At 36.9% G+C, this 12,060-nt stretch carries 9 protein-coding genes; 4 read left to right on the top strand and 5 right to left on the bottom strand.

Annotated elements, in window-relative coordinates; translation table 11 throughout:
- Positions 1 to 108 precede the first annotated feature (108 nt).
- The 5 genes from XYLOR_RS07695 to XYLOR_RS07675 are packed head-to-tail and all read right to left on the bottom strand — an operon-like array spanning position 109 to position 7,026.
- Positions 109 to 588 carry a dihydrofolate reductase gene (locus tag XYLOR_RS07695; protein WP_036878233.1) on the bottom strand — a complete coding sequence of 160 codons (480 nt, stop codon included), beginning with the start codon at positions 586 to 588 and terminating at the stop codon, positions 109 to 111.
- 10 nt (positions 589 to 598) lie between these two features.
- Positions 599 to 1,393, bottom strand: a complete 795-nt coding sequence (locus XYLOR_RS07690) for a thymidylate synthase (RefSeq protein ID WP_036878232.1) — start codon at positions 1,391 to 1,393, stop codon at positions 599 to 601.
- An 11-nt stretch (positions 1,394 to 1,404) separates the two neighbouring features.
- Positions 1,405 to 2,838: a methyltransferase RsmF C-terminal domain-like protein gene (locus XYLOR_RS07685; protein WP_036878231.1), complete on the bottom strand. Its 1,434-nt coding sequence runs from the start codon at positions 2,836 to 2,838 to the stop codon at positions 1,405 to 1,407.
- A 56-nt stretch (positions 2,839 to 2,894) separates the two neighbouring features.
- On the bottom strand, positions 2,895 to 4,955 hold the full coding sequence (porE, locus tag XYLOR_RS07680) for a PorE family type IX secretion system protein (RefSeq protein ID WP_036878229.1): 2,061 nt from the start codon (positions 4,953 to 4,955) through the stop codon (positions 2,895 to 2,897).
- A 49-nt stretch (positions 4,956 to 5,004) separates the two neighbouring features.
- Complete coding sequence (locus XYLOR_RS07675) at positions 5,005 to 7,026, bottom strand: DNA topoisomerase 3 (RefSeq protein WP_036878228.1); 2,022 nt, start codon at positions 7,024 to 7,026, stop codon at positions 5,005 to 5,007.
- Between the two features lie 456 nt (positions 7,027 to 7,482).
- On the opposite strand from XYLOR_RS07675, the gene XYLOR_RS07670 reads away from it, so the two are divergent.
- The 4 genes from XYLOR_RS07670 to XYLOR_RS07655 all read left to right on the top strand — a co-directional run bounded on the left by XYLOR_RS07670 (position 7,483) and on the right by XYLOR_RS07655 (position 12,059).
- Positions 7,483 to 8,355 carry a DUF8429 coiled-coil domain-containing protein gene (locus XYLOR_RS07670; protein ID WP_036878227.1) on the top strand — a complete coding sequence of 291 codons (873 nt, stop codon included), beginning with the start codon at positions 7,483 to 7,485 and terminating at the stop codon, positions 8,353 to 8,355.
- Between the two features lie 31 nt (positions 8,356 to 8,386).
- A complete protein-coding gene (locus XYLOR_RS07665; protein WP_051508932.1) occupies positions 8,387 to 9,874 on the top strand; it encodes a TolC family protein in 1,488 nt (495 codons plus the stop codon).
- Between the two features lie 5 nt (positions 9,875 to 9,879).
- Positions 9,880 to 10,869: an HlyD family secretion protein gene (locus XYLOR_RS07660; protein WP_036878226.1), complete on the top strand. Its 990-nt coding sequence runs from the start codon at positions 9,880 to 9,882 to the stop codon at positions 10,867 to 10,869.
- A gap of 101 nt (positions 10,870 to 10,970) precedes the next feature.
- Complete coding sequence (locus XYLOR_RS07655) at positions 10,971 to 12,059, top strand: ABC transporter permease (protein ID WP_084608552.1); 1,089 nt, start codon at positions 10,971 to 10,973, stop codon at positions 12,057 to 12,059.
- Position 12,060 lies beyond the last annotated feature (1 nt).

The following is a 12,060-nucleotide window of genomic DNA, read 5'->3' as shown; positions in this document are numbered from 1 at the left end:
GTTATAATATTATCATTATTAGAATAAAGGCTGATTAGTCAACCTTTATTCTAATAATGTTTTTTTACAAAAAAATATTGCTTATAAATAATGTTGATTGCATAAGTATTATCTTATATAATCAACAAAAGCATATTCAAATTCGTGCTTATCGTCTATTCCGTGATTTTCTTTCGTTTCTATTTTCCAATCATCGTATTGCGGAAAGAATGTATCTGCATTATTAGGTGAATCGTTAACCTCTGTAAGGCAAAGACGATCTGCCATCTTGATAGCCTGATTGTATATGCTGGCACCACCTATTACATATACATCTTCATCTTTAGAGCAATTATCAATAGCTTCTTCTAATGATTTATAGCAGTCACATCCAGGTATTTCTGTGATAGTTTTGCTGATAACGATGTTTCTTCGATTGGGAAGTGCACCTTTAGGAAGAGATTCAAAAGTCTTGCGACCCATAATAATGGTATGACCCGTAGTTAATGCTTTAAAGCGTTTGAGATCATTAGGCAACCAATATATCAGTTTATTTTGATAACCGATGGCTCTGTTTTTTGCTACTGCGGCAATTATATTAATTCTCATTTATCAATTATTATATGGCTACAGCACCTGATATATGTGGCCATGGGTTATAATCTTCTAATTCGAAATCTTCATACTTGAAGTCGAATATATTCTTTACATCCGGATTTATCTTCATAGTTGGCAATTTCCTTGGTTCTCTGGAGAGCTGCAACTTAACTTGTTCTATATGATTAAGATATATATGTGTATCTCCTGTGGTATGTATGAAGTCACCGACTTTAAGTCCTGTTACTTGGGCCATCATCATTAGTAATAGCGAATAAGATGCTATGTTGAATGGCACTCCGAGGAATGTATCAGCAGACCTTTGATATAGTTGAAGGCTTAGTCGGCCATCAGCAACATAAAATTGGAATAGACAATGGCATGGAGGTAATTTCATTTCGTCGATGTCTGCAACATTCCATGCACTGACAATCATACGACGTGAATCTGGATTTTTTTTTATTTGATTGATAACATTTTGAATCTGATCAATAGAACCTCCTTTATAGTCAGGCCATGAACGCCATTGATGTCCATATATAGGACCGAGCTCACCATCCTCGTCAGCCCATTCATTCCATATCCTTACTCCGTTGTCTTGCAGATACTTAACATTTGTGTCGCCTTTTAAAAACCAAAGTAGTTCATAAATTATTGATTTTAGGTGCAGCTTCTTTGTCGTCAGCAGAGGGAAACCTTCATCAAGGTTAAATCTCATCTGATTTCCGAATATGCTTATTGTGCCTGTACCTGTTCTGTCTTCTTTCTTTTCGCCCTCTGTTAGGATGCGATTTAGTAAATCTAAGTACTGTTTCATATTTTCATATTTTAATTATCAAACATCAAAACTTCTCTATCTTCGTTTGGGGTATGAGAGCTTTTTATTTTCCATTCCATCGGATAAAGATTATTGGCGCGGTTGCCTATATTCTTCTCAAATCCTAAAGGCACACTGCAATATGTTATAAGTACATATCCTTTAGGAGTATCAAAAGGAAGAGGTACTGCCTCTTTACGCAAGAAAGCTATCGCATCATCGTATATAAGTTCGGCAACTGGGAAGATGGCTCTATTAAGTTCTGTCGACAATGCAAGTTGCTGACTTGGTACCATATCTTTTCCTTTTATAGTTCCTAATGTTATGCCTGCAGAAATAACTTTCAGATTTTTCTCGGCTAAATCGAAGTCCTTTTTCCACTTTTGGGGTATTGCTATTATTTCATCCCGATTAGAGGTTATGTCAAAATCATCTCTGTTGAGTAAAACATTTGCGTATCGCATTATTTCGTTATTACCTTTCGGTATTTTGTAACGTTTATCTTTCTTTATCTTAGAATTCCTATCGTTATCTATTGAATCTGCATTTTTTCTTAATACAGCCATGAATAGTCCTTCGCCTTTAGTCTTTCCGGGTATAAATCTGTAAACAGGTTCTGTAAATCCATTAAGTAGTGAACCTGTTATGCACCAGTCATCGTTTATGTCAACAGATAAAAATGAAGCACCTAGTTCTTCTGATATCCATTTTACATTTTCTTCATTTTCTTTTGTGTTGAATGTGCATGTTGAATAAATAAGAATTCCACCTGGTTTAAGACAGCTCCATATGTCGCTCACAATCTCACGTTGCTTTTGCCAGCAGTTTTCAACATTTTGTTTGCTCCATTCTTTTATTGCTACCTCATCTTTCCTGAACATACCTTCTCCAGAACATGGTACGTCTGTTAGAATCACATCAAACATTAGTCCTGATTTTTTGTATTCGGAAGGAAAATTATTTGTGACAATTATATCTTTATCTCCAAATTTTGCAATGTTCTCAGATAGAATATTGGCCCTATTGCGCATAGGTTCGTTACTGAAAAGCAGACTGCCGGCAGGCAGTACAGATTTTGCAGCAGTAGATTTACCACCTGGAGCGGCACACAAATCCAGCATTTTTACAGGGGTGTTAACCCATTGAGACAATACCTTGGTGATAAACATAGATGAGGCTTCCTGTACGTAGTATAAACCTGCATGTAGTAGAGGATCGAATGTGAAATTAGGCCTATGTTTCAGATAAACACCATGTATGCTATTTTTGCACCATGGTATGCACCCTCCTTCTAATGGAATGTTTATACGAGATGTATCGCATTTAAGTGGATTCACTCTAATGCTGCTTGTTGCCTCTTCTTTGATAGCCTTTTCAAAGATATTGAATAGTTCTTCGCCCATCAAACGTTTTGTATAGCTAATAAAATCTGCCGGTAATACCATCCTCTTAAATGTTTGTCTGCAAAATTAAGAAAAAATATTGTTGTTTGCAACTATATTCAGAACAAGTCTTTATTGTTCTGTTTATTATCTTCTTTCAGTGTATGTGCCTGAGGTAAATTTTTAAAATTTCCGTATTTGTCAAATATCCCGTAGGTAGTACGTAGCACGATGAACTCAGTGCGTCTGTTAATTTGGTTGCATATCTCTTGCTTGTCCTTATCAAGATGACTTATGAAGTCTGCCGAAAGAACATCACTCTCTTTAAGCCAAGGATATTTCTCTGTAAGTCTCTTCCTTATTATTTTGGGTCTATCCTTGCCATAACCTACAGGCGACAGGCGATCTTTAGCTATACCTTTACTTATAAGATAATTAGCTACAGATTCGGCTCTTTTTTGTGATAGAATCTTATTGTATGCTGACGAACCACGGTAATCGCAGTGAGCTCTAAGTTCAATAGTGATATTGGGGTTTTCATTAAGCAAATTTGTAAGTTCATCAAGCGCCTTGGTCGATTCTGAAGTAAGTGTAGCTTTATTAAAGTCGTAAAATATATTGTCTATGAGTACCGGCGCTGTTATAGATGCCAATGGAAACTGAAGAACGTATTCTGTCGATTCTTTTACTGGTGCTACTCTTAATTGTTCCTTATGGTTAAGGAATCCCTTGCATGTAGCCAGAAATACATAATCTACGTTTGGATGGATCTCTTGAGTGAATGAACCGTCGCCTTTGACATTTAACTTAAGATTAGTACCGTCATTACCAACCATACGTACCATTGCACTTGATAGTTCGTAGGCCTCCTTTTCATACACCCAGCCCTTTACCGTTTGAATTACTTCTGGCTTTTCAAAACTGTATATGTGATCCCAACCATGGGCATCACCTCTGTTGGAAGAGAAATATCCACGGTTGTGTAAACCTTCGAATGTCATTCCGAAATCATCTCCTTGAGAGTTTAACGGGTATCCGGGATGTTCAATTTTCCATTTATTAGAGTCTGTGTCTTGTCTTGCGATATATATATCAAGGCCTCCAAGTCCAACATGCCCGTTAGATGAGAAGTACAAATCACCGTTAGGTCTAAACGTAGGGAATTCTTCATCCCCTGGTGTGTTAATTGGTGAACCGAGATTTTCTACTCCTCCAAGTCCATTTGTGGTGAGTCTTACCCTCCATATATCTAGTCCGCCTAAGCCTCCGGGCATATCTGATGTGAAGTATAGCCATTTTCCATCAGGAGAAATAGCCGGGTGTGCATAACTTGATAGTGTATCTTTTGTTATTTCTAGATTTGTTGGTTTACCCCATGATGCATCAGAACGGTTTGAAGAACATATGGTTGCATACCTGGGATATTGCGGGTCATTATCACATTTTGTAAGATACATTGTGTGACAGTCTGGCGTAAACGAGCAAGCTCCCTCATCCTGAACAGAATTAAGTCCTGACTCAATAGTCTGAATCTTTCCCCAATTGCCTTTATCATCTTTCTGACAAAAAAATATATCACCGTTTTTAGTCCCGGTTATGCCGCTAAGTTCATCACCCTGAGCTTGGTTTCTTGTTGAAGTAAAATATAACTGGTTGTATTCTTCTCCATAGAACATTGGAGAGTAATCAGCCCTTCTTGAATTTAGTTCATCAGTACGTTTAATTATATATGAGGAAGGACTCATCTTTTTCAGAGGTGCTTCTTTTGCTGATTCAAGTCCTTCTTTGGCAAGATCATTGTTGTGGTTGTACTTAAGTATATCATTGAATGTCTTTTCAGCCTCCTTATAATTTCCATCTTTAAGATAAAGCATTCCTAAATTAAGACTTGTAAGCGAATCGGTTTGTTTGTATCTTATAGCATTGAGATAAGCTGCAATGGCTCTTTGCGTAAAATTTATCTTACGATAGCATCCTGCCATTTTTAATGCCCGTTTTCCTCTCAATGATCTTTCGTTTAAAGGTGTTCTGGAGTATGCTGTCTTGTATTGGTTCGCTGCGTCATAATATTCACCTAGAGCAAAGAATTTATCCCCCTTCTTTACATTCTGCTCAGCACCGCAGGATGACATAATGACGGATAATATGAACATGAAGACTATGGAATACTTATTGGGCATCAGCAATTATATTTTGGATATAACTGATTTATTATCGTTTTATTGTTCTTTATTTTTTGAATGGCAATACAAATTTGCATCCTTCTTTCCATCTGTTGCATCCATAAGCATTTTTCCCTTTGATTATAATACCTTTTCCACAGATAGGACATGTTTTTCCTATGATAGAATCGTCAGGGACTAACTGCTGTTCTTTAGGCTTCTCAATATTTTTTTTAGAAGGCTTCTTGCTCACAGTTTTATTGATTTTTCTCTTTATGTCAGCATCAGTGGTTATAGTTACGTGTCTGTTGCTATTGTCTGTAAGCACACCATTCACTATGTCTGTTATCTGTGTCTTAAGTTCATCAATAAATCGGACTGCATCATATTTTTTATGCTCAATATCACGTAGCTTCTTCTCCCATATACCAGTCAATTCACAACTTTTCAAAAGTTCTTCGTGTATGGTATCTATAAGTTCTGTACCGGTGGGGGTCGCAACAAGGTTTTTCCTTTCTCGTCTTACGTAATGTCTTTTAAATAGAGTCTCTATGATGCCTGCTCTTGAAGATGGCCTGCCAATTCCGTTTTCTTTTAATGCGGCACGTAATTCATCATCATCGACAAATTTTCCGGCAGTTTCCATCGCCCTTAACAATGTTGCTTCTGTATAAAACTTAGGAGGTGCCGTCCATTTTTCTGAGAGGGTAGGGATATGATCTCCGCTCTCGCCCTTTACGAATGATGGCAAAGTGCGTTCTTCATCTGTGCCTTTTGCATCATCGTTTTCTGCTATCTGTGTTTCTTTTGCATATACAGTACGCCAACCAGGGTTTAAAATTTCTTTTCCTGAAACCTTAAATTCGATGTTATCAACCTTTCCTAATACTGTAGTAGTGGAAAATTTGCAATCAGGATAGAAAACAGATATGAAACGCTTTGATATAAGGTCATATACATTTTTCTCAAGGTCTGTAAGGTTGTATGCAGGTTGACCTGTTGGTATTATTGCATGGTGGTCTGTTACCTTAGATGTATCGAAAACTTTTTTTGATTTAACTAATTTCTGGTTTGCAAGAGGGCCTGTTAATTGCTCATAGCCTCTTAATCCCTTTAATATTGTAGGACATTTCGGATATATATCATCACTTAAGAACTGTGTGTCTACACGTGGATAAGTGGTTAATTTCTTTTCATACAAAGCCTGAATCATGTTAAGTGTCATCTCTGCACTGTAACTGAATCTTTTGTTGCATTCTACCTGTAAAGATGTCAAATCAAAAAGATGAGGAGGGGCTTCTGTACCTTTCTTCTTACTCACATCAGTAATTACAAACGGTTTACCATTAATCGAATCCAATGCATTTTTACCTTCTTCTTCTGAAAGGATCTTACCCTTTGTAGCTGTAAACAATGTTTCTTTGTAAATGGTAGAGAGTACCCAATACTGTTCAGGTTTAAAATTTTCAATTTCTTTTTGTCTGTTTACAATAAGCGCCAGAGTTGGAGTCTGTACGCGACCAATAGATAGAACTTGCCTGTTTTGCCCGTATTTTAAAGTATAAAGTCTAGTAGCATTCATTCCAAGCACCCAATCGCCTATAGCCCTACTCAATCCTGCAAGATACAAAGACTGATAGTCTGCCTGATCTTTTAATGATTGAAATCCCTCTCGTATAGCTTCATCTGTCATTGAAGAAATCCATAATCTTTTTACAGGACATTTTGCTTTAGCCTTCTGCATTACCCATCTTTGAATGAGCTCACCTTCCTGTCCGGCATCACCACAATTTATAATTGTGTCAGCGGCTTGCATGAGCTTTTCAATAGTTGCAAATTGCTTGCGAATACCTTGATCGTCGATAACTTTTATGCCAAATCGCTGTGGAATCATAGGTAATGCACTTAGACTCCATCTTTTCCAGTTTGGAGTGTAATCATCAGGCTCTTTCAGACAACATAAATGTCCGAAAGTCCATGTAACCTGATAGCCATTACCTTCCATATATCCATCACGGGAACTGCTGGCTCCCAAGATTCTTGCTATATCTTTGGCAACGCTAGGTTTCTCTGCGATACAAACAATCATTTTATTACTTTGTATTTTATTTGAGATGCAAAGATACTCATTTAAATTGAAATTCGCTAATTTATTTTGTTTTTGGTCTTTAAAACTATTGCTCTTTCAATAGTCTGGACATTTAATAGTTAATGGACAAAACTATAGATAATTGTAAAGCTTTTATTAATGGTTAGCTTTCTTTTATTTTTAATAATAAAAACGCTTAATTTATAAAAGTTTTTCATATTTTCAATATAGCTAATTTCTTACTTTGTAATTTTAATTTTTTTGTTACTAAACAGTCAGAAAATATGGCATTGATATTCTATAATGTTGTTCAAAATACATAAAGAACAATAAAAATTGTTCTTTTTTTCGGTAAAACCATAAAATTATAATTAATTAATCTACTAAGGATATGTTTTTTTTGTCAATTCAAACAAAATCACTAAATTTGCAGATATTTTATAATAAATCTATTTTATGAATAAAAAGCTATTAATTGCTATAACAATAATCGTTCTTGTCCTCATTGGCGGAGTTTCTTACCTTGCATTTAACCTTGAAAAGCAGAAAAAGGCTAATAAAGATATGCAGGAGTTGGCAGATTTGGATAAGAAGGAGATGGTAAATGAATATCAGCAATTTGCTGATCAGTATAGCGAAATGAAGACGCAGATAAACAACGATTCTATTGTGGCCCAGTTGACACAGGAACAGTTGAAGACTCAACATCTACTTAAGCAACTTAAAAGTGTAAAAAGTACAGATGCCCGTGAAATCACGAGGCTGAAAAGAGAATTGGCTACAGTGCGTGCCGTTATGCGTGGTTATATAATAGAGATTGATTCTCTTAATCGTCTCAATCATAACCTTACAACAGAGAATACTCGTGTGAAAGGACAATATGCAGATGCTACACGCCAAATAGAAGGCCTTAGTGCTGACAAGGAGTCTTTATCTCATAAGGTCGCTGTAGCTGCTCAACTTGATGCTACAGGTATTAATATGGCATTAAAAAACAAACGTGGAAAGACTATAGACAAAGTTAAAAAATGCACAAGTATTCAGGTTAGTTTTAATATAGCAAAGAATGTTACAGCCTCAAATGGTGTAAGGACATTGTATGTTCGTGTCCAGACGCCTACTGGTGATGTGCTAGGAGGTGGTGGAGCTTTCAATTATGAGAATCGTTCATTGGAAAGTTCTATGAAAAAGTCTATAGAATATACAGGAGAAGAAACATCCGTTACGCTGTATCGTAATATCTCTGAATTTATGAGTGCAGGTACATATACAGTAAGTGTGTTTGCTGATGGCAATGTTATCGGCTCACGTAGTTTTACATTTAAGTAGAAGTCATTTTTAAGGATTTGAAATAAATAAGATGAATAAATTCTTCGGATTGTTAATCCTTGCCGGTGCTGTTTTACCATCTATCGCTCAAGAAAAGTTGAGCCTTGATAGTTGTCGTGCTCTAGCATTGCTTAACAATAAGCAGTTAAGCATTTCAAAACTCAAACAGGATGTAGCTCATAATGCACGTAAGGCTGCGCATACTAAATACCTTCCACATGTAAACGCGTTGGGAAGTTATATGCACATGAATAAAGAAATATCAATACTGGATGATGAGCAGAAAGAATCTCTTTCTAATTTTGGCTCTAATGTCGGTTCCGCTTTTACAAGTGATTTGACCCCTGTTATTACTCAAATGGCCCAGTCTGGCATAATAACTCCTCAACAAGCCCAATCTTTAGGTCAGGGATTGCAAAAGGCAGGCACATCACTTAGTAATGCATTAAATCAGGCAGGACAAAAAATACGTGATGATTTTCGTACAGACACGCGTAATATATATACGGCTTCTGTAATGTTTACGCAACCTATATATATGGGTGGAAAAATAATTGCAGTAAATAGACTGGCTGAATACACAGAGCAGTTTACTTTTAATGATACTGAAGCTAAGCAACAAGCCATAATTTATGATATAGATAATGCATATTGGACAGTAGTGTCTTTAAGTCATAAGCAGAAACTTAGTCAAAGCTACCTGCAACTAGTAAAAAAGTTAGACAGTGATGTTAATAAGATGATTAAGGAAGGTGTGGCTACACGTTCGGATGGGCTTAAAGTTGATGTGAAATTGAATGAGGCAGAAATGATGCAGACACAGGTTGATGATGGCTTGGAATTGTCAAAAATGTACTTATGTCAACTTTGCGGACTGCCTATGGATGAAAAAATAAAATTGGTGGACGAGGAAAAAAATGACCTTAATGTGGTTGAAGCTTCATATGATGCTAACACACAAGTGGCAATGGATGCACGTCCCGAACTAAAAATGCTAAAGAATGCAGTTGATATGAGTAAAGAAGTTACCAAAATTATACGTGCAGATTTCTTACCTCAACTTGCATTGACAGGTGGTTATACGATGACAAACCCAAATCTTTATAATGGTTTTGAAAGAAAATTTTCAGGATTTTGGAGTATTGGAGTTATGCTTACAGTACCAGTTTGGAACTGGGGCGAAGGTGTTTATAAGGTTAGAGCAGCTAGGGGCGCTACAAATATAGCAGATATGGAACTGAGCGATGCAAGAGAGAAGGTAGAACTTCAAGTAAATCAGAATTCATTCAAAGTGAAAGAAGCAAATAAACGGTATACTATGGCTTCAAAAAATACAGAGCGTGCAGATGAAAATCTGCGTTGCGCAACTCTCGGTTTTAAGGAAGGTGTCATACAAAGTTCAACTGTGTTAGAGGCTCAGACAGCATGGTTGCAGGCACAATCCCAAAAGATAGATGCGGGAATTGAAGTTAAACTAACACAGGTTGGTCTTAAGAAGGCACTTGGAATATTACAATAAATATTATGTCAGCAAAATCACAACATAACAACATTCTGCTTGCAATAGTAGGTTTTACGGCGGTAGTCGTAGTTGTAGCGGTAATAGGTTTCCTAACATTGGGACGTACGCCAGAGACGATACAGGGCGAAGTGGAAGTAACAGAGTATCGGGTTTCAAGTAAAGTGCCTGGAAGAATTCTTGAACTTAGGGTTAAGGAAGGAGACTATGTACATGCCGGCGATACATTAGCTATACTTGATGCACCTGATGTAAAGGCAAAAATGACTCAAGCTCAGAGTGTAGAGAGCGCTGCGGCGGCAGTTAATAAGATGGCCGATAACGGTGCAAGGCGTGAACAGATAAAAGGTGCGTTCGAGGTATGGCAACAGGCTAAAGCCGGATTAGATATAGCTCTCAAATCATATACTAGGGTTCAGCATTTGTTTGATGAAGGTGTAATGAGTGCGCAAAAGAGAGATGAAGCTTTTGCAAACTATAAAGCTATGCAGGCCCAGGCACGTGCTGCCAAGAGTCAATATGATATGGCTGTAAACGGAGCCCGCACAGAAGAGAAAGAAGCGACGGCTGCAAAGGTGCGTCAGGCTAAAGGTGCTGTACAGGAAGTCCACTCATATATTAATGAAACTGTACAGATAGCACAGATGGATGGAGAAGTAAGTGATGTTTATCCTAAAGTGGGTGAATTAGTCGGTACAGGTACACCAATTATGAGTATATCAGTAATGAAAGATATGTGGGGAACGTTTAATGTAAGGGAAGACCAACTAAAAGGGATGAAAAATGGTGATACATTCACAGCTTTTTGTCCTGCATTTAGTAAAAGCATTAAGATGAAGGTATACTATATGAAAGATGAAGGCTCATATGCAGTGTGGAAAGCAACAAAAAGTAACGGACAATATGATTTGAAAACATTTGAAGTAAAAGCACGTCCGGTTACTACAATAGACGGTCTTCGTCCAGGAATGTCGCTTATAATAAAAGATAGATAAAGGAAAGCGTAGTGCAAATATCTGGCGTAATAAAGAGAGTACTGAAGATAGCATGGCGGGAATGTGGTATTCTTAAGTCAAACCCCATATACCTGTTCTGTATGGTTATCTTTCCAATTGTTGTGACTTTATTTTTTACGTCACTTATGAACGAAGGACAGCCAGTAAAGATGCCTGTAGGTGTTGTTGATATGGATAATACGACTACAAGCCGCGCTATGATTCGCAAACTGAATTCTTTTCAGACTACTGATGTTGTTGCCAATTATGCCAATATTAATGAAGCCCGTAATGCTATACAGCGTAATAAGATATATGCTTTCTTGTATATTCCGGAAAGTACAACAGATAAATTATTGGCGAGCCGTCAACCCAAGATATCTTTTTATTATTCTTCTACTTCACTTACAGCCGGTGCTTTATTGTTTCGCGACTTAAAAACAATATCAACTCTAGGTTCTGCTAGTGTAGGTTCTGCAACTATGGCTGGAAAAGGATATACATCAGATCAGATTAGAACATTTCTTCAGCCTATTGCTGTAGACTTGCATACTGTAAGTAATCCTTGGATAAGTTATAATATATATCTTAGTACAATGCTTGTTCCAGGATGTCTTATGATATTCATGTTTTTGATAACAGCATATTCTATAGGTACAGAACTTAAATTTGACCGTTCTAAGCAGTGGATGAGATTGGCGGGGAATAACCCTATCATTGCATTAGCTGGTAAAATGCTACCGCAGTTTATAATATTCATTACTATATTCTATGCTTATTTATTTTATATCTTTGGCGTATTAGAATTTCCGCATCCCGGTGGAGTGGGATATATAATGTTATTAGGGCTAATCTCTGTTCTTGCTTCAGAAGGATTTGGCATATTTGCCTTTGGATTAATGCCTTCTTTACGAATGTCTATGAGTATTTGTTCTTTATGGGCTGTGCTTAGTTTCTCTATGGTAGGTTCGGCTTTTCCAGTTGCCAGTATGGATCCAGAACTACAGGCTTTGGCGTATTTGTTTCCATTACGTCATTATTTTATGATATACCAGGTATGTATATTCAATGGATATCCGCTTATTGATGCTTGGATTAATGTAGTCGCTTTATTAGCATTTGCATTACTTCCTATATTGGTATTAGGTAGAATAAAGAAAGCCATGTTGCAATACATATATATACCGTAAC

It is taken from the genome of Xylanibacter oryzae DSM 17970, assembly GCF_000585355.1.
Lineage (GTDB): Bacteria > Bacteroidota > Bacteroidia > Bacteroidales > Bacteroidaceae > Prevotella > Prevotella oryzae.
The sequence above is the reverse complement of the archived record's forward strand: the minus strand, read 5'-3'. Positions and strand labels throughout refer to the sequence as shown.